This window comes from Psychrobacter immobilis, assembly GCF_904846235.1.
GTDB classification, from domain to species: domain Bacteria; phylum Pseudomonadota; class Gammaproteobacteria; order Pseudomonadales; family Moraxellaceae; genus Psychrobacter; species Psychrobacter immobilis_C.
This window is the reverse complement of sequence record NZ_CAJGZN010000001.1, coordinates 39,775-62,492: the sequence shown is the minus strand read 5'-3', so window position 1 is coordinate 62,492 and position 22,718 is coordinate 39,775. Positions and strand designations below refer to the sequence as shown.

Here is a 22,718-nt window from a genome sequence, read left to right as displayed (position 1 = left end):
TTGCTATAAGTCTAAATGCTGTTTGAAACTTAAATACTGTCTGGGCTGCGCAAGTTTTTGACAGCGATACGATCTGCCTGCTTGCGGTCACGCTCAGGCGTCATTTGCGGCTGATAGATACCCTGCTCATTGACATGGATACCCAGCGGACGACGCTCTTTAGTAATAGATTCTTGTAACAACATCAAACCCTGAATAAGCGCTTCTGGACGCGGCGGACAACCTGGCACATACACATCAACAGGGATAATCTTATCGACACCTTGTACGACAGAATAAATATCATACATGCCGCCCGAGTTGGCACAGGCACCCATAGAGATAACCCATTTTGGCTCAAGCATTTGCTCATATAGGCGCTGGATGACAGGTGCCATTTTAACGAAGCAAGTACCAGCAACGATCATGACGTCCGCCTGACGAGGCGAGGCACGAATAACCTCTGCCCCAAAACGTGACAAATCATGAACGGCGGTTAAGGTAGTAGCGTATTCAACATAACAGCAAGAAGTACCAAAGTTAAATGGCCAAAGTGAGTTCTTACGCCCCCAGTTTGCTGTTGAATGAACGAGGTCTTCGAGACGACCCATAAAGACGTTTTTATTCACTTCATCTTCGATAGGATCATTGACCGTTTGACTGGTCTGTGCAGGATAGGTATCTGCATCGGGGTTGGCTTTTGTTAATGTGTATTTCATAACATACAACCTTCATATTAGGCTTGGCGTGGCAATCATCTTGCTCGCGCTGTCGCCATAATTTTATTATTAATAAGTGGCTAATCATCAGCAATCATTAATTCAAACAGAACTGACGCCTTCATGCTTTGCTGCTCGTTTTTGCAAACGCCCTAAGCTGAGCATCAACTGCTATTAACGTTCAGTTTTGTCCTGCTGAGCAGACGTCGCAAAATCCACAGAAGTAACGTTACCCGTGGTATTAATATGATCGATGTTTTGTAGATGACGACGATTGGTCTCAATGTTGTTTGAGACATTGATTTGACCGGATGACTGCGCGGGTACTTTACCTGTCGGATCGACCATTAGCTCATGAGCACCATCAAACTTGGTGATGTCTGCCAAATTAAAGCCTGCAGGCGCCGCATACAAGCGTGCTTTTTTGCGTAGCTTGTCAGCAGGTGCCCAGTTCATCGCACCCAAGCTCAGCTCATAAATCAAACCGATAATCAGAATAGTGATAAACGTGCCAGCGGCGGCAAAGCCAAGCCAACCCGCCTCGCGTACTGACACAGCATAAGCGTAGAGATATAACGCCTCTAAATCAAAAATCACAAAGAAGATTGCGACCAAATAAAATTTGGCAGACAAACGAATACGGGCGTTGCCAGATCCGACAACACCCGCTTCAAATACTTCTTCCTTTTGTGAGCCTTGAGAGCGACCGCCAAGTAAGCGCGGTACGACCAGCATAAAGACAACTAGCCCAATGGCGGCTAAGATAAAAGCAATGGCTGACCAATTAAAAGCAGACATGATAATACGTGCTCCTCACCCAATCGAGTGTTAGACACAGCGCAAGCACTGACCCACTCAGGCCATGTTGCGACAGGTATAACGCAGACGAAAACACAAAGTGACTTTATTTAAAAAGTGACTTTATTTAAGTAATTGTCACTGCACTTCAGCAACTGTCACTGTGTTTAAGTAACTGTCATTGAGTCACATGTTAGGTATTTTGCTGGTAACAACCAACTATCAAGCTTATTGACGACGATGTCAGACGTGACCAACTGTAGAGATTCCGGTATGCGCGCGGATAAAGGCTGGTCGCCCAACGCATCTTCTAACAACGTAAGATCAACGTATTAAATCAATATCATATCTGACTGCTTACTTAATTGATTTAATAGCTCATTACACGTGGTCAACAATGACGTGACAACTGGCATAAATTATTTACGTACTATACGCATATCAGTACCTAAAAGCTAGTTTTTAACTGTATTGAACGGTCACTTTCTGTGTAAAAAAAATGTGTTTTTTTTACTATGAATTATGATATAGACCTTACCTTATATTAACCCCAAATCCGTACATTTGGCTATGAGCAAACACTGCCACGCTATTTGTCAAAAATCAAGTGTCCAAATACCCCACTTTCATCACCCAAGTCCTCCCCCAAAGTGAGCATTTTTGCTTTATAATGACCCACCAGATTTTTATGATATGGCATCATCAAACCTTAAATTCTATTATTCTTATAATAAAGATTATTAAAATATCGCAACGATACGAATTTTGATGATGCGCGCTGCGTTTATCTATCTTTGTCATATCAGCGCTACCCTCTTTTTTGCTTTTGTCTTACAGGTCACGTTATGAGTCAACTCAATCCCAAACAACAAGAAGCCATGCTCTACGTATCTGGTCCATTACTTGTCCTTGCAGGTGCGGGCTCCGGCAAAACCTCTGTGATCACGCGTAAGATTGCTTACTTAATCCAAGAATGTGACATGCCAGCTGAGCGCATCACCGCCGTAACCTTTACCAATAAAGCGGCACGTGAGATGAAAGCGCGGGTAAGCAAACTGCTACCAAGCGAAAAAATGCGCGGGTTGACGGTGTCGACGTTTCACCAATTTGGTCTACAGTTTTTGCGATATGAGCTGATTCATACTCCGTTAAAAGGCAATTTTTCCATCATGGACAGCGATGACAGTAAGCGTTTGCTGATGGAGCTGATGATGCGCGACAACTTGAGTGGCGCTGAAAGTCGCGAGTTGGTCGGTAAAGCCATCAAAATGATTTCGGATTGGAAAAATGACTTGGTCGAGCCTGATAAGGCGATGGAAACGCTAGACGATCCAGAAGACATGATTTTTGCCACGTTATATGCGCTTTATGAGCGTAACTTGCGCGCTTATAATGCCGTCGATTTTGATGACTTGATTGTCTTGCCAACCAAGATATTGCGTGAAAATAGAGAATTGCGAGACAAATGGCAGAACCGTATTCGCTATCTATTGGTCGATGAGTATCAAGATACCAATACAGCGCAGTATGAGATGATTAAATATCTGGTTGGCCCGCAAGGTCGCTTTACTGTGGTAGGAGATGATGACCAATCTATCTATGCATGGCGCGGAGCAAAGCCTGAAAACATGGCTCTGCTAAAAGAAGATTTTCCAAAGCTGAAAATCGTTATGCTTGAGCAAAATTACCGCTCAACCACGCGTATTTTGACTTCGGCCAACGCCGTTATTCTAAATAACGAGCATTTATTCGAGAAAAAACTGTGGTCAGATAAAGGTCAAGGCGAAAAAATCCGCATCATTAACTGCCGTAATGACGATGATGAATCGGAGCGCGTGGCCAAAGAAATCGTCACTCATAAGCTGCGTTTTGGCAATGAGTGGGAACAGTATGCGGTGCTGTACCGCAGTAACTTTCAGGCACGTATGCTAGAGGCACAATTACGTCAACTGCAAGTGCCTTATAAATTATCAGGCGGTCAGTCATTCTTTGCGCGTAGTGAAATCAAAGACATCATGGGGTATTTGCGTCTGATTTTGAACCCTGAGGATGACAGTGCGTTTTTGCGTATTATCAATACACCTAAGCGCGGTATGGGACCAGCCACGCTAGAAAAACTTGGTTTGTTTGCGCAAGAGCACAGCATATCGTTACTGGCCTCTTGTACCCATGCTGGCCTGACTCATGTATTGCCGTCAAAGGCTTATGGTACGATAAAAGAGTTTGGTGAATTCATCGAGCACTATACGCGTGAGCTGGATCAACACCCAGACCCTGTGCCGATCGTACGCCAGATGATTGATGAGACAGGTTATATTGACTTTGTCCGTAGCGATGCCAAAACGCCGCAACAAGAAAAAAACCGTATTGATAATATCGATATGCTGTACACCAGTATTCAGTCCTTGATTAATCGCGCTGAAGAAGATGAAGACCGAACGATTGATACCATCATTCGTAAGCTGGTTCTGCTTGATATGCTTGAGCAACAGCAAGAAGAAGAGAACACTAACAAAGTCAACTTGATGACCTTGCATGCGGCAAAGGGCTTGGAGTTTGATTTTGTTTATATCATGGGGCTTGAGGAAGAGATGCTGCCGCATCGCAACTCCATTATGAGTGAGACGGTCGAAGAAGAGCGCCGTCTGATGTACGTGGGTATTACTCGTGCACGTCGTGAACTAACATTGACGCTCGCGACCCAGCGCCGTGCTGGTGGTCAGATGCGCGTTACCTCAGAATCCAGATTTTTGGATGAGCTGCCTGAGGATCATATTGATTGGCCTGCCAAAGCGAAAAAGAAAAAAGCGACCAAAGACCCAGAAGCTGTTGCTGATGAATATCTGGCCAATATTCGAGCGTTACTGGGTAAGCGTTAATCTTACTCAAAACATTTAAGCATCTGAGTAATAAACACCTAAGTAAAACGCTCAAAAGAACATGCTTTAGACTACGCAAAAGGCGATTGTTATAATCGTCATTGTTATTGTTCTTTATATACTGTAAAAACTCGACTGTAAAAACTTGGAACACTTATGCCTACCCCGATGCCAAATCAGGAACGAACCGCCATGCTGTCAGGAGACTATAATTCGGCTGAATATAGTGCCGAATATAAGCTTCTGTATCTGCAGGGGTTGGTTGCTGATAAAGCATACGAGGCCATTACAGAGTTCTTAGAAAAGCAGTCCGAATATGAGATTGCCAACCTATTAGAGTCCTTCCCAACTCAAAATCGTCTATTGATTTGGGCGCAGGTGCCAGAACACATCAAAGGTGAGGTGCTTGCCGAGCTAGATGTCGATACGCGCCAGCCATTGATGGAGAATATTTCTTCCCAAGAAATCTCTTTGTTTACCCAAGACCTCGATGCACAAGACATCTCTGAGATTTTGGACACTGTCACTGAGAGCGTACGTACCTCAGTCATGGCAACGCTGGACGAAGAGACGCGGGTTCAAGTCAATAAGCTTGATACTTATGCTGACTGGGAAGTGGGTAGCTATATGGATCCTGATATTATTCAGATAAGGGATGATATCTACCTAGCAGATGTGCAAGAATGGCTGCGTGAAAACGACGATCTGCTCGATGACGAGAGCCAAGAGCTGCTCGTTGTCGATCAAAGCCAGCAACTGCTAGGACTACTGAGTCTAGTAGATTTAATCAAGCATAAACAGAATACATTAGTCTCGGAGCTGATTGATACTGCCATTACGATTAATGATCGCTTGGATATCCAAGATGCTGCCGCGATTTTTCGTTCAGAAGACATCCGTTTTGCGCCCGTCATCAATAGCCATGGCGAGCTAGTTGGTCAACTAAACGGTGAAGACATCATGGAGATTATCCAAGATGATGTCGACAGCACCATGAAAAACCTCGCTGGTGTTAGCCAAGATGAAGAGCTGTTTGCCCCCATCCTAACCAGTGCTAAAAGCCGTAGCGTTTGGCTAGGTATCAATTTATGTACTGCCCTTTTGGCCGCAGCAGTGATTGGACAGTTTGAAGAAGTATTGGCACAAGTCGTGGCGCTAGCGATATTGATGCCAGTGGTCGCCAGTATGGGCGGTATTGCTGGCTCGCAAACGCTGACGGTCGTTATCCGCGGGATGGCGATGGGTCAAATCGGTGGTTCCAACCGTGTCTGGCTGTTAAATAAAGAGCTGTGGGTGGGTGCGATAAACGGTATCATCTGGGCGATAATTATGGCGTTTATTGCTCAGTTATGGTTTCATGATATTAAGATCAGTGCCGTCATTGGTTTTGCCATTGCGATCAACATGACTGCGGCTAATGTCTCGGGGATCAGCATACCGCTGATGCTAAAACGGATGAATATCGACCCTGCTCTATCTGCTTCGGTTATCCTAACGACCGTCACGGATATCGTCGGCTTTATGTCGTTTTTAGGATTGGCCAGCGTACTGATACTCTAGTTGATTGCTGAATTGCTGAATTGCTGAATTGCTGAATTGCTGAATTGCTGAATAATTAAAATATAGAATTGTTATTTGTATAAAAATGTCGAATAAGACTTATTTAGACCATAGTTCAAGGCCTTAGTTTAAAATCATAATTTAAAAACCATCAAATCGTTAAGTGAGTGTGTTATGCAAGCTGTACAAGTTAAAGTGGTAAACCCTAAAATTACTGAAGATAAAGCGTTTTCTTTACCAACTCGTGCCACTGATGGCAGTGCAGGTATTGACTTGCGTGCTTGTATTGACGAGCCATTAACGATTAAAGCAGGTGAAACCCATTTAATTGGCACAGGCCTTGCGGTTTATATTCAAGATCCTAATTATGCAGGTATGATTTTACCGCGTTCAGGTCTTGGTCATAAGCACGGTATCGTCTTGGGTAACTTAGTTGGGCTAATCGATGCTGACTATCAAGGCGAGCTGATGGTTAGTATTTGGAACCGCAGTAACGAAGACTTTGTTCTTAATGTAGCTGAGCGTATGGCACAGTACATCGTGGTACCTGTTGCGCGTCCTGAGTTTAAAGTGGTTGCAGAATTCAGTGATGAAAGCGTACGCGGTGCAGGCGGGTTTGGACACTCAGGTCGTCAATAGTAGCTATTTTGTTGGTCAATTTTTCTGACAATTTTTTAGATAACCTTTAAGGTTTTACTTAAGCTATATATAAAACCTTGCGCTATTCATTTTTTATTTATCATTGAACACCTATCACGGTTATAAGGAGAGTAAGCAATGCCACCTTTTGCGGCGCAGCAATCCTTATTCCGTGCTTATGATATTCGTGGTGCCAACCAGTATTTCACTAGCAGTTTTATACAAGCGTTAGGCCATGCTTTTGCTACTCTCTACAATGCCCAAGATAGCCAACCGACTCAAAACATCAGTACTAATTCCTCTGTTGAGACTAAGCAAAATATTGTCGTTATTGGCTATGATATGCGTATTGGCAGTGAAGCCATTGCACATACACTCTCTACTGTATTAGCTCAGCAGGGTTTACGCGTAATCCAGTTAGGTCTGATTACCACGCCAATGATGGCATTTTGGGCAATGCAATATCAAGGACATGGCATAGTCGTAACAGCGAGCCATTCTGCTAAAGACATACTAGGCATCAAGTGGTTGGTGAATAACAAGTCCCCTAGTAGCTCAGAGATACAGACGCTTTATCATCAGCTAACCGATCATCATAGTTGTCACGCTTATCCCGATAGCCAAGCTAACAATTCTGCCTTGCGTTCAGAAAATATTGAAAGCATTGATAATAACCATGACTCAAAATTACCAAGCGACCTACTTGAGCAACTACCTACTAATCAAGTAGGTAATGTATATATCGATGCTATTGCACAGGTATTTGAACAATTATTTCAACATAATCACTCGGCAACTAAAGCCAATCAGAAAAGCGCTTATAAACTTGATTTGGTCATAGTTATTGACTGTATGCACGGTGCAACTGGTAGCATTGCTCAACGCTTGTTCGAACGTTTTTGCCAGAATGTTATTTTTCTCAATGATACCCCCAATGGCAATTTCCCCCTTGGTAATCCAGACCCTACCGAACCAAACCGCTTAAACGAATTGCAACGAGCCGTTGTGCTGCACGTAGCAGATATCGGCTTGGCGTTTGATGGCGATGGCGATCGTTTGATGATCGTTGATAACAACGGCAAAATAGTCACGCCCGATCATTTGCTCTATCTACTGGCACGTATTGCTATTACTGAACATCCTAACTCTCTTAGCGCCTCTTTATTAGCGTCTGAAGTTCTTTTCGATATTAAGTGCGCCCATCATTTACCAAGACTGTTATCTGAGCTTGCTACTACACCTGTGATTAGCAAGACTGGCAGCAGCTTTATGCGCCAGCAGGTACAGCATCCTGACAATCAAATTGTCTTCGCTGGTGAATTATCAGGGCATTTCATCTTTAATGACAGCCGCTTTATCCCTTATGATGATGCGATGTATGCTGCATTACGGTTGCTGCATTGGCTTGACCAAACTCATAATAATACTAATGATAAAAAACCGCTAGCAGATATCATCCATAGCTTGCCCACTATAGTCAGTACTGCTGACCATTACTTGCCAATGCCGCAGACCGCTACTACCGACTGCTCTCTTGTAGAGCAACTAACCAGATTTTGTCACTACTTGCAGCATCTAGTAGATATGTCTACTCATAGTATTTCTTCATCTAGTCAGCAGCGAAAGAACTCTGGCTTGACTGCCATAACATGCAAGTCATCAGTGTGTACCTGCGCTACTGCGAAGGCGCAAATAGCAGTAAAACAGACACATGAATTATTACCTGTAGGAACCAAGCTGAACTGTATCGATGGTGTGCGTTTAGACTTTGCGCATGGCTTTGGCGTACTGCGTCAATCAAATACCAGTAATAGCCTGACCGCGCGCTTTGCAGGTGACAGTATAGATGACCTAAAAGATATTCAGGCGACATTTGCCGCTTTATGTCGACCATTTAACGCAGCACTAGCTGAACAGATTCTTGCTATTCCTGCGGAGTAGCCTCATAAAACATATAACTGTCTCATTGGACACAGTAGAAAAACAACCAATTTAAACCCGGCCCTTAGGAGTTTGTAATGACGCTTAACTTAGATGATGCCAAAAACACCGCTGAAGTATTGACCACTGCTCTGCCTTATATCCAGCGTTTTGTTGATAAACTCATCGTCGTAAAATACGGCGGCAACGCCATGACCGACCCTGAGCTTGAGAGCTCATTTGCTCGCGATATTGTTTTGTTAAAAACCGTCGGTATGCATCCAGTAGTCGTACATGGTGGTGGCCCGCAAGTTGACAACCTCCTAAAAGAGCTCGGCCGTCAATCAGACCGTATCGATGGCATGCGTGTCACTGACAAAAGCACCATGGATATCGTAGAAATGGTCTTGGGCGGTAGCGTTAACAAATCGATTGTTAGCTTGATTAACAAACATGGCGGGCGCGCGATTGGTCTTACAGGTAAAGATGCCAACTTGATTCAAGCCAAAAAACTGATGATGGAAAAAATTGGCGCAGACGGTATCGCTGTACCAGTTGATTTAGGATTCGTCGGTGATGTGGTCAGCGTCAATAAAGACGTGATTAACATGTTGATTGCCTCTGATTTTATCCCTGTAATCGCGCCACTTGGCGTTGACGCTGAAGGTAACACCTACAACATTAATGCTGACCTAGTCGCAGGTAAAGTGGCAGAGTTTTTACAAGCAGAAAAACTGATGCTATTAACCAATATCAAAGGTGTATTGGGCCGAGATGGTGAAGTGGTCACTGGACTCACGCCAAAGAAAGTCGATAGCTTAATCGAAGATGGTACTATCTCAGGCGGCATGATTCCCAAAATCCAATGTGCGCTTGATGCGGTACGTAGCGGCGTTAAAAGTGCGGTAATCGTTGATGGCCGTGTTCCTCATGCGACCTTACTTGAGATTTTCACTAACGAAGGGGTTGGTACGCTCATCAGTCGAGAAATAGACTCATCATTGAGCTAGCAAAATCTAGCAATACTAAATGTAAAAAAGCTAAATATAGAAAAGCCCGAGTGAATACAAATGCTCGGGCTTTTTTGTGCATTTTTATATTTAAAATATCAGCCTAGCTTAATTTTTATAAATTAATTTTACGAAAAAACTTTATCAAACTCCGCTTCATCGAAGTTACATAGTAATACTGCTTGATCTTTATCTGCCAACTGACCTTCTACAATCGGACGTTTAATCATACTGGTATTTTCCACGAGTAAATCTATCGCGGTGTCTACACTAGCATCAGCCGCTTGCTTTTGACTGTCGTCTAGTTTGCGCCATGTTGTACCACGCTTATTGAGTACCTTATCAATACCTAGCTCATGTACCCAGCGCTGTACTGTTTCTTTATCAATACCTTGTTTTTTATAATCGTGAAAATCATAGCTGACATCTAGATCGTCTAGCTTAGTGAACGCTTTTTTCATCGTGCTACAAGACTTGATACCGTAAATGGTGGTGGTCATGATGCCTCCTTATGAGTGTTTATTATTGGTTTCATTATACCCAAGGCTGGATAAACATAGAGAGTCTATCATTTTTAAGTCACTTTTTAGCCCTAAACCTTATCAGCAACTGCATCATATCGTCGCAATTTTCGCCAAATTACGCTATGCTATGGCATTGTCAAATTCCATCTATTTTGATCAGTATTAAACAAATTCATATTAAACAAATCAGTATCAACCAATTTCGAGCCGACTATGAGCAACGCCGTGACAGCAGACCAAGCAGAAAACAACTATTATAACCCACAAGCGATAGAAGCCGCGCAGCAGACCAAATGGGCCACTGACAAGCGCTTTGAAGTAAGCAATGAGCCAAGCGACAAGCCAAGTCGTTACATGCTGTCAATGTTCCCTTATCCAAGTGGCAAGCTGCATATGGGCCACGTACGTAACTATACGATTTCTGACGTATTAAGCCGTTATTATCGCCTAAAAGGCTATGAAGTCATGCAGCCAATGGGCTGGGATGGTTTTGGCTTGCCAGCAGAAAACGCAGCGATTGCTAACCAAACGCCACCTGCTGCGTGGACATTTGCTAATATCGACAGCATGCGTGCGCAGCTTAAATTGCTAGGCCTGTCTATTGATTGGTCACGTGAATTTGCCACTTGTAGCCCTGAGTATTATCAGTGGGAGCAGTGGTTATTCTTGCAATTGTACAAAAAAGGCTTGGTCTACAAAAAGCTATCGACGGTCAACTGGGATCCTGTTGACAACACTGTTTTAGCAAACGAGCAGGTCATCGATGGCAAAGGCTGGCGTAGTGGAGCTGCCGTCGAAAAGCGCGACATCCCTATGTACTACTTCAACATCACTGACTATGCTGATGAGCTATTGGATGATTTGGATCAGCTAGAAGGTCACTGGCCGTCTGAAGTACTAACCATGCAGCGCAACTGGATTGGTCGTAGTGCCGGTATGGAAGTCCACTTCCCTTATGAGCTTGCTGGTGAAGAAAACACCTTAGACGTGTTCACCACTCGTCCTGATACCTTGATGGGTGTGACTTATGTTGCTGTTGCCGCAGAGCATCCACTTGCACAGTATGCCTCTGAGCAAGATGACGCAATCGCTCAATTCTGTGCATTATGTAAAAAAGGCTCAGTAGCTGAAGCTGATTTGGCCAAAGCTGAAAAAATCGGTATGGATACAGGCCTCACTGTGACGCATCCTTTAACTGGTGAAGAAGTTCCAGTGTGGGTTGCCAACTATGTGCTAATGAGCTACGGCTCAGGCGCAGTCATGGCAGTACCTGCTCACGATGAGCGTGATTATGAGTTTGCGGTTAAGTACGACCTACCAATCAAACAGGTCATCAATACCCCTGAAGGTTACTTTGATGAACTAAAAGCAGATGCCAAAGCAAACGATAGTGAAGTAAATCTTGCTTATACTGAGCGCAACACTTTGGTTAACTCAGGTGAGTTTGACGATCTAGACTTTGAGCAAGCGTTTGAAGCAATGCTAGCCAAACTTGAGCCAAAAGAGCTGGCTAAGAAAAAGATCCAGTATCGCTTACGTGATTGGGGTGTATCTCGCCAGCGCTATTGGGGCTGCCCTATCCCAATGATCAACTGTGAGCATTGTGGTACGGTACCTGTTGAAGAGCAAGACTTACCAGTTGTATTGCCAACCGACGTCGTACCTGATGGTCGCGGTAATCCACTCAAAAACCTACCAGAGTTTGTCAATACCACTTGTCCTAAATGTGGTAATCCTGCTGAGCGTGAGACCGATACCTTTGACACATTCGTAGAGTCAAGCTGGTACTATGCACGCTTTGCTAGCCCAAATGACGCGCAAAACATGGTCAACAAGTCTGCTGCCAATAAATGGTTACCTGTTGATCAATACGTGGGCGGTGTCGAGCATGCGGTAATGCATCTATTGTATGCACGCTTCTTCCACAAGCTGATGCGTGACGAAAACTTAGTCACAGGCGACGAGCCATTTGCCAATCTAATGACCCAAGGTATGGTACTCGCTGGTACGTTCTATCGCGTTAATGCGGATGGCAGTACGACCTACTACTTTGCAGAAGATATCGATATTGACTTCAACGAACGCGGTCAACCAATCAAAGCTATCTTGAAGTCAGATGGCCAGCCAGTCACGATTGGTAAAATCGAAAAAATGTCTAAATCGAAAAACAACGGTGTCGATCCACAGCTAACCATTGATAAATATGGTGCTGATACGGTTCGTCTATATACGCTATTTACTGCGCCTGCTGATCAGACGCTTGAATGGTCAGATGACGCGCTAAAAGGCCCTTATAACTTTGTGAAAAAAGTATGGCGTATTGCAACCGACCATATGCAAGCGCTAACGGCCGCCAATATCAGCATAGATACGCTTAACAGTGCTACCTTGAACACAGACGGTCTAAGCAAAGAAGCCAAAAATTTACGCCGTAAAACGCACGAAACGATTGCTAAGATTGATAGTGATTTGGGTGATCGTCTGGCATTGAACACGCCAGTATCAAGCCTGATGGAACTTGCTAATGAGCTGACTGGCTTTAACGCGAGTAATGAGCAAGAGCTGCACGTCAAACACGAAGCGTTGACCAATCTGTTGATTATGTTGTCTGTATATGCGCCGCACGTTGGCGAGCATCTGCTTGAGCAGTTGGGTCTTGACACCTTAATCTTGGACTACCCAACCGTGGATGAAAGCGCGCTGGTACAGGACATGATCACGATGGTGGTACAGGTCAATGGTAAGATGCGTGGTAAGATGGATGTCGCACCAAACAGCGATCCTGAGCAGCTAAAAGAGCAAGCTCGCACCATGGAAAGCGTGGCAAAATTCATCACGGGCGAGATCAAAAAAGAAATCGTCGTTCCTAACAAACTGGTTAACATCGTGGTTGTAGGCTGAGGTATCTTGAGCTAAGTATTTTAGGCTTAGTGCTCTAAGCCTTCTTATCATATGAGGATAGCGTTTATGTCATACAAGCATCGAGCTGAGCAGGCGCAACCAAGATCAAGCGCATACAGCCTATCTAACAAAAAGTCCCATGGCCAAAAGCTCGGAGCAGTCTTACTTGCTACGCTGCCAATGTTCGCCGTGGTAGGTGCAGCCGCTGCTCTTAGCGGCTGCGGCTTCCAGCTGCGTGGCTACGACTCAGCGATGCTGCTTGATGTCGAAAAAACAGCGGTCATTATCGAAGATAATCGCACCTCATTCCCGCTGAAACTACCATTGACGCGTCGCCTAAAGACGTTAGGTGTCGATGTTATTAGTAATATGAGCTCAGAAGAAGTTGCTCGTAATAACCAACAAGCAGGGGCTGAGTCTATTGCTGCTATCGATATCCGTAATGTACGTTTTAAACGTTACGAATTGGTTGGGGTATTAACAGAGATTCGCTTGGTACTATCAGCAGATGTCAGCTATCAAACGATGGAAAATGGTAAGCCTGTAACCCTGAGCAATCCCATTCAAGTCGAGCGAAGCTATCAGTACAACGAAGCATCTGTTAGTACTGACGATCAGCAAGGCGATCAGACTCGCGATTGGCTCTATGATACTTTAGCTCGCCGTATCACTGACCAGTATGTTGCTATCTCGCTTCCTAAAGTCGCACCTGCTGCCAAGCAGTCTGTGCAAATGAATAAAGGTGTGACACCAACCGTTGTCGTCGTACCACAACCGTAAGAGTTAGTCGTTCTGATTATCAAACGATACCATTTCTGGAAATATGAGTAGCAAACTAAGCAAGTGCATGTACTACTTTAAGTAGGCTGAGCTGGCTTAATACTGTTAAGCATATTCTTGGAATTGGTATTACCTGCTCATCAACCTGTGTAACACCACGCTATGCAAGATACTTTCATAAAAGCCTACCCCAAACTGCTGCAGCCTTCCGTTGCGGTAGCGGGCTTGTGGCTGGCGCACGGTGACGAGCCATTACTCAGTCAATGGTTGATAGATGCGCTGCGTCCACACTGGCGCGCACAGAATTACGCAATCAAACGTATAGAGCTGATTTCTGTCAAGAGCTGGCAAGAAGTGTTGTCAGAGCTTGGTAGTCAGTCATTATTTGATGATGCCAGTGCCTTAATCGTGACGGGCAACCATAAACCTGACAAAGCAGTTATCGCTGAGTTGGAACGTTTTGCGGTCGAGGCACAAGCGGGCACACACGGTCATAGTATGTTGTGGCTCACACCTAAGCAAGACAAACGCAGCCAGAGCAGCAAATGGTTTGCTCCTTTTGCACAATATGGCAATGTCATTGATTGCAATTTATACAATGAGCAGCAGCGCCAACAGCTACTACAGATACAAGCTCAGAAGTTTGGCTTACGACTGTCTCAAGAAGCATGGCAACTACTCATGTCACACACTGAGCATCATTTGCTAAGTGCTTATCAAACGCTTTGGCGATTGTCCTATCTGTTTGCACCGCAGCTAGTTGCTAATAACAGTACTAGTGAAAATAGTGCTAATGACAATAGCACCGAACAATCTAATAGTTTTTCACAACCTGTGAATAATGTGGCATTGGATATTGCAGACCTACAAGCAGCGTTGGTCAGCGACGCGCAGTTTAGTGTGTTTGATTTGTCTGATGCGATGCTTGCGGGCAATAGTACGCAGGTCGCCAAAATTATGTTTCAGCTAAAGTCGACCGATGAGCCTACTACTTTAGTGCTCTGGGCTATTAGCAAAGACATGCGTCAAATTATCCAACTTATGGACGGTCAAGACCCTCAAGCCTTAGGCATTTGGCGTAGTAAACAAGGGTTATACCAACAAGCCTGCCGCCGTCAGTCAGAACAACGAACGAGCGAATGGCCTGCCCTGCTTTATCGCTGTGACCAAGCTATCAAAGGACTTGTTCGCCAGCCAGCATGGGAACTATTATTACAAGCGGCACTAGAGCTCGCAGGTAAGCGTTTATTTGCGATGCGCTAAGACTGATCCACTTCTCACCACCTTATATTGTTTCTCTTATTAACAAGTTATCCACTTCTTCTCTTACTGATTTATACGTTTTTCTTACTGGTTTATACATTTAAACGCTATAAATCCAGATTCTACTACCCTATCTTGTTCTCCTATAATCTCCGTTTTATTGATCTTTAGTAATCATTTCTTTTCTGTACCTAACTCTATTCTTGGCTACCTTAACCTTTCGTAAACTAATTTCCATTCCCTTTTGTAGGTGAAGTCTCTACTATATCTACACTTGATTTAATTGTGATTGGATTGTTGTCATGCGCAAAATAAGCAAAAAGTCTGCTATCAAATGGGGTGTCATCACCTTAATTATCGTAGCATTAGGGGCTTTGGCCTATACTTTTTTAAAACCAGAAGAAGCCACACCTAACTATTTAACCGCAACCGTTGAAGTCGGTGATATTGAAAACAATGTCATGGCATCTGGTAAAGTAAAAGCGTTAAATACCGTCGATGTAGGGGCACAGGTATCTGGTGAAGTAAAACGCCTGTACGTTGAAGTCGGTGACGAAGTCAAGCAAGGCGATTTGATTGCGCAGATTGATCAAGTGACTCAGAAGAACAGCCTGAGCAATGAACAAGCCAGTCTTGAGCAAAGCGAAGCCGCGCTACAAAGTGCGCAAGCAGAATCGTTGAGCAAACAAGCCAGTCTAAAAAGTGCCTATGCTGATCTTGCCAGCCGTCAGTCTGAGCTCAAACAAGCACAGTCTGACTTTGCGCGTTTGCAAGACTTAGTCGCTATCGATGCTATCTCACAACAAGAATATGACACGCAGGCGACCAGTGTCGAGACTGCAAAAGCAGCCGTTGCCAATGCACGTGCGGCTATCGACACAGCTAAAGCCGCGATTGCGACCACAGAAGCCAATATCAACAGTCAGCAAGCAGCATTACGCAAATCACGAACCAACGTCAGTACTGCTGAAGAAGATCTAAGCTATACCACGATTCGTGCACCAATATCAGGTACAGTCGTTTCTATTACGACTGAGCAAGGTACTACGGTCAATGCTAACCAAACGGCGCCCACATTGGTGACGTTAGCAGATTTATCGACCGTACGTATCAACGCGCAAATCTCAGAAGCTGATGTCATTAACGTCAGTGCTGGTATGCCTGCTTATTTCAATATTATCGGTAATCCAGACAAACAGTATGATGCGACATTAACCGCTATCGAACCTGCCCCAGAGCAGATCAGTAGCACCAGCTCGACAGACGCTGCTATCTATTACGTCGGCTACGTAGAAGTACCAAACCCTGACCGCTTGTTTCGAATCGATATGACGGCACAGATATATATCATCGTCAACGAAGCCAAAAATACTCTATTAGTACCATCAACAGTGATACAAGAAAAGCGAACTAAAGAAAAAGGTAAATCAACAACGGGCAAGTTTGTACGTGTATTAAGAGATGACGGAACCGTAGAAGAGCGTACTGTAGAAGTCGGTATTGATAACCGAGTAAATGCGCAAATCTTAAGTGGTTTGAAAGAAGGGGAAGAAGTAATCATCAGTGAAGAGAGCGGTAAGAAATCAGATAGCGGCCGCGTACCTGGTGGACCTCAAATGTAACTTGTGCTTTGACTATGTTGAGTAAGAAAGGCTTGCTAAAAACATAGCAGCCCTTTCATAACAACACTATAACGCTTATTAGCCTTTATTAAAGACACTGCTATGACTATATCTCAATCTCCTAAATCGTCGACTGAAGATAGCTCTGAAAGTAGCACGGCTCAAAACTTAGGGTCACACACTTCTGCTAACCCTTCAAACAGCTCAGATAACTTAAGTAATCCGGCAAAAACCAATACCGCTAACCATCCTGCATCAGGCAAGCCCATTATGGAGCTGTCTGGCATTATCAGAGAGTTCCCTGCTGGTGAGCAAACCATTCGCGTCTTGCATGATATCAATCTGACGATTCACCAAGGTGAGATGGTTGCCATCATTGGACAATCAGGCTCTGGTAAGTCCACCTTGATGAATATCTTAGGTTGTCTAGATCAAGCCACTGCTGGTGATTATAAGATTTATGGTCAATCCGCCCGTAAGCTTGATGCCGATCAGCTAGCAGAACTGCGCCGTGAGCACTTTGGTTTTATTTTTCAGCGCTATCATTTGCTTGGTGATATCAGTGCCAAAGACAACGTCGCCGTCCCTGCCGTGTATGCGGGCATGGATACCGAGGCACGCACCAATCGTGCTGAGAAGCTACTAACTGACCTCGGCCTTGGCAATAAGGTCAACAATCGTCCCAATCAGCTCTCAGGTGGACAGCAGCAGCGTGTTTCTGTCGCTCGTGCACTGATGAATGGTGGCGATGTTATCTTAGCAGATGAGCCAACTGGTGCCCTAGACAGTAAGTCTGGCGAAGATGTCATGGCGATTTTGCATGACCTCAGCGCACAAGGTCATACCATTATCATGGTCACTCATGATCCAAAACTAGCAGCACAAGCGGAGCGTGTGATTGAGCTCAAAGATGGCCATGTCATCGCTGACTATCAAACTGAGCATTATAAGCACACAGACAAAAAACCAGAATCTATCCTTGGCGAGCATCGAAAAAGTGCCTTTGGTAGTTTTATTGATCGACTGCTTGAAGCTTTCAAAATGTCTTTGCTTGCCATGCGCGCGCATAAGATGCGTACTCTACTAACTATGCTCGGCATTATTATCGGTATTGCCGCAGTCGTATCTATCGTAGGCCTTGGACAAGGCTCTCAGCAGCAAATCCTTGCCAATATCAGCTCGTTAGGTACCAATACCATTACCGTCAATGATGGCTACCCTAGAGGCGATCCTAGACGCCGCTATAATGATGACAATTTGACACCAGAAGATGCAGAGGCGGTCGGCAATCAGCCCTATATTATCAGTGTCAGCCCTCAGGTAAATGCCAGCTCTAGTGTCCGCTATCGTAATATACAAGAGGATGCTACCGTCAATGGCGTTGGTGAAGACTATCTAAACGTCACTGGTGAGACATTAACATTGGGCCAAGGGTTTGATGCAAAAAGCATTACATTACGTAGTCAAGATATCATCATCGATGACAACGCTAAACAGACCTTTTTCTCAGATATTGATAATCCTGTTGGTGAGGTGATACTGGTTGGTAGTGTACCTGGACGCGTAATTGGCGTCCTCGAAGAGAGCGATGGTGGCTTTGGTCCCAGTGTGACGACGCCTACCATCTATATGCCTTATACAACGGTGATGTCGCGCGTCACTGGTAGTACCAATATCGACCGCTTTGTGGCGTTGTTAGATGACAGTATCTCTTCTAGTGCCGCAGAGACGGCCATCTCTGATTTAATAGAGAGTCGCCATGGTAAAGATGACTTTGAGCTGCGTAATTCAGACTCTATTCGTCAAACAATCGAGTCGACGACAGGAACGATGACTCTACTTATTTCATCAGTCGCTGTTATTTCATTGATCGTCGGCGGTATTGGGGTGATGAATATTATGCTAGTCTCTGTCACCGAGCGCACCAACGAGATTGGCGTACGTATGGCAGTAGGCGCACGTCAGAGCGATATCATGCAGCAGTTCCTTATTGAGGCCGTTCTGGTCTGTATTTTAGGAGGGCTGATTGGTATTGGACTGGCCTTTGCCATTGGTGAGCTGATTAATAGTGTGGGCGGTGATAATTTCAAAGTTATCTATTCATCAACCTCTATTATTGCTGCTTTTGTTTGTTCGACGTTAATTGGCGTGGTATTTGGATTCTTGCCAGCACGTAATGCCGCCAAATTAGATCCTGTTGAAGCACTTTCTCGAGACTAATAATCGATTATTGACTCGCTTTAGCTAAAAATAGAGCAGTCAATATCGATATAATGACAAAAATTTAAAGAAACTGGAATAAATTGGCAATTTTATAAGAGAATTACACTTTTTTTATCATGTGGGGTTGTAATTGTCATAATAATATATATAATGTGCTCTCACGTTTAGGGATACAAACACTTTAAACGTTAGGGCTGTTAGCTCAGTTGGTAGAGCAGTTGACTTTTAATCAATTGGTCCCGCGTTCGAGTCGCGGACAGCCCACCATATTTAGTTTAATCTTTATTAGTCGTTCTACCCTATCCGGTAGTAGACTAATAAAGATAAGTTTAAAAGACATCGTTAAGATGTTTAGTTTTAGAAAGTTCTTTAGTTAGAATTTTCTCTTGTAGAGTTAAAAAGCATCGCTTTTTTATATACTCTTCAGGGCTGTTAGCTCAGTTGGTAGAGCAGTTGACTTTTAATCAATTGGTCCCGCGTTCGAGTCGCGGACAGCCCACCATATTTAGAAAGCCCAGTTACTATCTTAGTAATTGGGCTTTTTTTCGTCTGGGCGTTTTAAATGTTGTTTCTTAGCTTTTATATACCTCTATTTATTATGCTTGCGTTTAAATAGTCTAAAGTTATCTCTCTTGCGCCATAGTAGTTTGTGTCTGATCGTATCTTTGATGGTACGTGGGTGCTTAGGTGCATGAGCAATAAACTCATCGAACTCTGCCTCACTCATCGCTAGCTCTCGACCATGTGCCATCATCACCATTGACGGTTGCAATGCCCTGATTTTTTTTAGCGATTGAACATAGTCTTTAGGGTAATAGACAGGAAAAGGTGCTACGAACTTGTGACGCAACTTAATGATTAAATCAGCGGTGTACACTTCGCGACTGGGCAGATGAAACAAAGACAAATCACGATCCGTATGACCTGGCGTCTCTAGTACTTGCCACTCATCGAACTTTGGCACAAGCTCACCATCTGTGACGGTGATATCCGGTTTCAGACTTGCCGAGTAATATAGGTTTTTAAATGGGCGTCCTTGACGTCTGGCCACATAATATCCTAGATGTATATCTACGAAGTGCATCGTGTGCCCGCCAATACCGCTATACCACTGCTTTTTTTTATCAGCGGAGACAATCAGACAGCCCGTCTTTTCTCGAAACTTATTCGCACCGCCTGCATGATCAGGATGCATATGCGTAACCACCACTACTTTTAGGTCGGTGACGGGTCGTTTTAACGCTGACTTGATATAGTCGAGCACCATCGGCACATCAGCACGGCAACAGCCATCTAACAGCATTATTTTCTCTGGATATACTGCCAAATAACTACTCTGAATATATCCTTCTAATCTTACAATTTCACATAGACTCATTGGTGTTCCTTACCTCATTCGTCGTTATTATTGTGAGGCTTTTGTTCAGTTTTATAGCCAATCTTTAGTATAGCGCCCGTCACCACAAATAAAATGACTTTGAGTGAACGCTTGTGACTATATACAAAGGCTAGGCGGTATACAGAGACAATGCGACTAATAACGATTAATAACGATTAATAACGATTGATTAGCACCTATAACATGACTTTTATCTGTGAAAATTCTCACCTTATTAGCAAAAAGCAAAAACCCAGCGCTTAGGCTGGGTTTAAGGAAACACTTAATATCTTATTTGTTATCTTAGATAATTTGTAAATTACCTACTCATCGACTATGCAAGATCACGAACCTTTGGCTCACGTTCCCATAGACGAGACTTAGCATTACTGATAAAGGCATCTAACTCAGCCAATGGCGTTACAAATTCATCTTTTTCAACTGGGAGTTTACTTAGGATAAATTCATCAGTCGCGCCGCAATAGGCGATGGCTTTGCAATGGTTGAACGCATCGTTGAACCAATCTAGTGCTGAGCTGTCTTTTGCCAGCTTTTTAGCTTGGTCAGGCATGATGATACTAACGATGGCATCAAACATCACTGACGGACCACCAGCGAGGCGCTCATCAGCTTGTATACGGGTACCATCATCCAATACGACTTCTTTGTTAGGCGCTACGATTTTGACACTAGCACCCTGCGCTTTGGCAGCATCTTCGAACTTTTTGACTTCACTGCTATCAGAACCTTCCGCGACTAATATACCGATCATACGGCCTTTTAATGTATCAGGCGTTAGACCAATCGTTTGTACCGCTTTAGAAGTTCCTAAGTCTTGGACAGGTGCAGCTGCATCAGCTGGCTCTGGTAGCTCCATACCCAATGCCGTTGCTACGCGATTGGCCAAGTCTTCATCGATATGAATCAAATGGCTAAGCATACGCGTACGTACATGGGCTGTGTCTACTTTACCTAGCTCAAACGCATAAGCGGTGGCGATATGTGCTTGCTCAGTTGCTGTCTGACTACGATAGAACATACGTGGCTGACTATAATGATCGGCAAAGCTCTCGTCACGTACGCGGCCTTTTACGCCATCATCTAGTTGCTCATGGAATGAGTTGAAACCACGTTTAGCGCTTTCACGAGGACGAGTTGGATCTAGACTTTGGGGCTCATAGAGTACACGCGTCTTAGGCACTTGCATCTGCATATGACCATCTTGCTGATTGTTAGCAAACGGACATTTTGGTGCATTGATAGGAATCTGGGCAAAGTTTGGCGACCCTAGACGTGATAGCTGTGTGTCTAGATAACTGAACAAACGACCTTGTAATAATGGGTCATTACTAAAATCAACACCCGGTGGCAGATGCGATGGGCAGAATGCTACCTGCTCAGTTTCTGCAAAGAAATTATCTGGATAGCGGTTCAATACCATTTTACCCACGACTTTTACTGGTACCAATTCTTCTGGAATCAGTTTGGTCGCATCGAGATGGTCAAACGGAAACTCATTGGCTTCTTCTTCAGTAAATAACTGTACGCCAAACTCCCACTCAGGATAGTCACCGTTGTTGATTGACTCAAACAAGTCGCGGCGATGATAGTCAGGATCCGCACCTGAGATTTTCACTGCCTCATCCCATGTGGTTGACTGTACGCCCAATACTGGCTTCCAATGGAAACGTACAAAAGTGCTCTTACCGTCTTTATTGATTAAGCGATAGCTATGAATACCAAAACCTTCCATCATGCGTAGGCTACGTGGTAGACCGCGGTCACTCATTAGCCAAATTAGATTGTGCATGGTTTCAGGACTTAGTGAGACAAAATCCCAAAACGTATCATGAGCAGAAGCTGCTTGCGGGAAACCACGATCTGGTTCTGGTTTTACCGCATGAATCAAATCTGGAAACTTCATCGCGTCTTGGATAAAGAAGATTGGCATGTTGTTACCAACGATATCCCAGTTACCTTCTTCCGTATACATTTTCACAGCAAAACCGCGCACATCACGTGGCGTGTCTTTTGAGCCTTTATTACCCGCTACCGTTGAAAAGCGCGTAAACAATGGCGTTTGCTTACCTGTTTCGGTCAATACTTTTGCAGTCGTATATTCTTCTAATGACTCTGTCAGCTCAAAATAACCGTGTGCGGCACTACCACGAGCATGGACGATACGCTCAGGGATACGCTCATGGTCAAAATGATTGATTTTTTCACGTAATACAAAATCCTCTAATAGCGTCGGCCCACGTGAGCCTGCTTTTAGAGAGTTTTGGTTATCAGCGATTGCCACACCTTGTTGCGTGGTTAATACTTTAGTGTCGTCACCTGCGCGCTGATGGGTTTCACCACCATTGCCACGTTCCGTATTCATGTTTTTGGCGGGGTCCGTATGATCGATATTATTATTCATAAAAAATCCTAGCTAATAGATTGAGAGTGCTCTTTTAAATCATTAAAAGAGTGCCTACACAGGTTTGATATCCTTTGAAATAGTGGTGACTTCATCTGTCA

15 protein-coding genes and 2 tRNA genes are annotated in these 22,718 nt (G+C 44.1%); 12 read left to right on the top strand and 5 right to left on the bottom strand.

The genetic code is table 11. The annotated features are described in order from the left end of the window. Nucleotides 1–29: 29 nt before the first annotated feature. Both JMX07_RS00350 and ndhC read right to left on the bottom strand, forming a co-directional pair. The gene (locus tag JMX07_RS00350; RefSeq protein WP_101206265.1) at nucleotides 30–698 is read right to left on the bottom strand and encodes a NuoB/complex I 20 kDa subunit family protein; all 669 of its coding nucleotides are present in this window, start codon (nucleotides 696–698) and stop codon (nucleotides 30–32) included. A gap of 174 nt (nucleotides 699–872) precedes the next feature. Continuing rightward, nucleotides 873–1,496 (bottom strand): NADH-quinone oxidoreductase subunit A, encoded by a 624-nt coding sequence (ndhC, locus tag JMX07_RS00345; RefSeq protein ID WP_102091044.1) that lies wholly within the window; start codon nucleotides 1,494–1,496, stop codon nucleotides 873–875. 845 nt (nucleotides 1,497–2,341) lie between these two features. On the opposite strand from ndhC, the gene JMX07_RS00340 reads away from it, so the two are divergent. The 5 genes from JMX07_RS00340 to argB all read left to right on the top strand — a co-directional run bounded on the left by JMX07_RS00340 (nucleotide 2,342) and on the right by argB (nucleotide 9,504). Further along, nucleotides 2,342–4,375, top strand: coding sequence for a UvrD-helicase domain-containing protein (locus JMX07_RS00340; protein ID WP_114700718.1), 2,034 nt, complete (start codon nucleotides 2,342–2,344; stop codon nucleotides 4,373–4,375). Between the two features lie 156 nt (nucleotides 4,376–4,531). Beyond that, on the top strand, nucleotides 4,532–5,935 hold the full coding sequence (mgtE, locus tag JMX07_RS00335) for a magnesium transporter (protein ID WP_165597466.1): 1,404 nt from the start codon (nucleotides 4,532–4,534) through the stop codon (nucleotides 5,933–5,935). 174 nt (nucleotides 5,936–6,109) lie between these two features. After that, the gene (gene dut / locus JMX07_RS00330) at nucleotides 6,110–6,574 is read left to right on the top strand and encodes a dUTP diphosphatase (protein ID WP_201605233.1); all 465 of its coding nucleotides are present in this window, start codon (nucleotides 6,110–6,112) and stop codon (nucleotides 6,572–6,574) included. Between the two features lie 138 nt (nucleotides 6,575–6,712). Next, a complete protein-coding gene (locus JMX07_RS00325; protein WP_201605231.1) occupies nucleotides 6,713–8,515 on the top strand; it encodes a phosphomannomutase in 1,803 nt (600 codons plus the stop codon). Between the two features lie 77 nt (nucleotides 8,516–8,592). Then, complete coding sequence (gene argB / locus JMX07_RS00320) at nucleotides 8,593–9,504, top strand: acetylglutamate kinase (protein ID WP_057758912.1); 912 nt, start codon at nucleotides 8,593–8,595, stop codon at nucleotides 9,502–9,504. Between the two features lie 128 nt (nucleotides 9,505–9,632). Here the strand turns inward: argB and JMX07_RS00315 are convergent, their stop codons facing one another. After that, on the bottom strand, nucleotides 9,633–10,004 hold the full coding sequence (locus JMX07_RS00315; RefSeq protein ID WP_201605228.1) for a Spx/MgsR family RNA polymerase-binding regulatory protein: 372 nt from the start codon (nucleotides 10,002–10,004) through the stop codon (nucleotides 9,633–9,635). A 237-nt stretch (nucleotides 10,005–10,241) separates the two neighbouring features. Between JMX07_RS00315 and leuS the strand changes: the two genes are divergently transcribed. The 7 genes from leuS (at nucleotide 10,242) to JMX07_RS00280 (ending at nucleotide 19,319) form a co-directional block, all read left to right on the top strand. Beyond that, nucleotides 10,242–12,929 (top strand): leucine--tRNA ligase, encoded by a 2,688-nt coding sequence (gene leuS, locus JMX07_RS00310; protein WP_201605220.1) that lies wholly within the window; start codon nucleotides 10,242–10,244, stop codon nucleotides 12,927–12,929. A 66-nt stretch (nucleotides 12,930–12,995) separates the two neighbouring features. Continuing rightward, nucleotides 12,996–13,709 carry a hypothetical protein gene (locus JMX07_RS00305; protein ID WP_227684565.1) on the top strand — a complete coding sequence of 238 codons (714 nt, stop codon included), beginning with the start codon at nucleotides 12,996–12,998 and terminating at the stop codon, nucleotides 13,707–13,709. Between the two features lie 162 nt (nucleotides 13,710–13,871). Further along, nucleotides 13,872–14,972, top strand: coding sequence for a DNA polymerase III subunit delta (gene holA, locus JMX07_RS00300; RefSeq protein WP_201605212.1), 1,101 nt, complete (start codon nucleotides 13,872–13,874; stop codon nucleotides 14,970–14,972). 302 nt (nucleotides 14,973–15,274) lie between these two features. Further along, nucleotides 15,275–16,594, top strand: coding sequence for an efflux RND transporter periplasmic adaptor subunit (locus tag JMX07_RS00295; RefSeq protein WP_201605210.1), 1,320 nt, complete (start codon nucleotides 15,275–15,277; stop codon nucleotides 16,592–16,594). Nucleotides 16,595–16,864: 270 nt separating this feature from the next. Further along, a complete protein-coding gene (locus JMX07_RS00290) occupies nucleotides 16,865–18,814 on the top strand; it encodes a MacB family efflux pump subunit (RefSeq protein WP_227684577.1) in 1,950 nt (649 codons plus the stop codon). Nucleotides 18,815–19,008: 194 nt separating this feature from the next. Further along, nucleotides 19,009–19,084: transfer RNA gene (locus JMX07_RS00285), tRNA-Lys, on the top strand. Between the two features lie 159 nt (nucleotides 19,085–19,243). Then, a tRNA-Lys gene (locus JMX07_RS00280) sits at nucleotides 19,244–19,319 on the top strand. Nucleotides 19,320–19,406: 87 nt separating this feature from the next. Here the strand turns inward: JMX07_RS00280 and JMX07_RS00275 are convergent. After that, nucleotides 19,407–20,195, bottom strand: a complete 789-nt coding sequence (locus JMX07_RS00275; protein WP_201605206.1) for an MBL fold metallo-hydrolase — start codon at nucleotides 20,193–20,195, stop codon at nucleotides 19,407–19,409. A 334-nt stretch (nucleotides 20,196–20,529) separates the two neighbouring features. Further along, nucleotides 20,530–22,617 (bottom strand): catalase, encoded by a 2,088-nt coding sequence (locus tag JMX07_RS00270; RefSeq protein ID WP_201605197.1) that lies wholly within the window; start codon nucleotides 22,615–22,617, stop codon nucleotides 20,530–20,532. Nucleotides 22,618–22,718 lie beyond the last annotated feature (101 nt).

Excerpts from the sequence above, each read along its gene's own strand:
- JMX07_RS00350 (WP_101206265.1), bottom strand. The coding sequence starts at position 698 with ATGAAATACACATTAACAAAAGCCAACCCCGATGCAGATACCTATCCT.
- ndhC (WP_102091044.1), bottom strand. The coding sequence starts at position 1,496 with ATGTCTGCTTTTAATTGGTCAGCCATTGCTTTTATCTTAGCCGCCATT.
- JMX07_RS00340 (WP_114700718.1), top strand. The coding sequence starts at position 2,342 with ATGAGTCAACTCAATCCCAAACAACAAGAAGCCATGCTCTACGTATCT.
- mgtE (WP_165597466.1), top strand. The coding sequence starts at position 4,532 with ATGCCTACCCCGATGCCAAATCAGGAACGAACCGCCATGCTGTCAGGA.
- dut (WP_201605233.1), top strand. The coding sequence starts at position 6,110 with ATGCAAGCTGTACAAGTTAAAGTGGTAAACCCTAAAATTACTGAAGAT.
- JMX07_RS00325 (WP_201605231.1), top strand. The coding sequence starts at position 6,713 with ATGCCACCTTTTGCGGCGCAGCAATCCTTATTCCGTGCTTATGATATT.
- argB (WP_057758912.1), top strand. The coding sequence starts at position 8,593 with ATGACGCTTAACTTAGATGATGCCAAAAACACCGCTGAAGTATTGACC.
- JMX07_RS00315 (WP_201605228.1), bottom strand. The coding sequence starts at position 10,004 with ATGACCACCACCATTTACGGTATCAAGTCTTGTAGCACGATGAAAAAA.
- leuS (WP_201605220.1), top strand. The coding sequence starts at position 10,242 with ATGAGCAACGCCGTGACAGCAGACCAAGCAGAAAACAACTATTATAAC.
- JMX07_RS00305 (WP_227684565.1), top strand. The coding sequence starts at position 12,996 with ATGTCATACAAGCATCGAGCTGAGCAGGCGCAACCAAGATCAAGCGCA.
- holA (WP_201605212.1), top strand. The coding sequence starts at position 13,872 with ATGCAAGATACTTTCATAAAAGCCTACCCCAAACTGCTGCAGCCTTCC.
- JMX07_RS00295 (WP_201605210.1), top strand. The coding sequence starts at position 15,275 with ATGCGCAAAATAAGCAAAAAGTCTGCTATCAAATGGGGTGTCATCACC.
- JMX07_RS00290 (WP_227684577.1), top strand. The coding sequence starts at position 16,865 with ATGGAGCTGTCTGGCATTATCAGAGAGTTCCCTGCTGGTGAGCAAACC.
- JMX07_RS00275 (WP_201605206.1), bottom strand. The coding sequence starts at position 20,195 with ATGAGTCTATGTGAAATTGTAAGATTAGAAGGATATATTCAGAGTAGT.
- JMX07_RS00270 (WP_201605197.1), bottom strand. The coding sequence starts at position 22,617 with ATGAATAATAATATCGATCATACGGACCCCGCCAAAAACATGAATACG.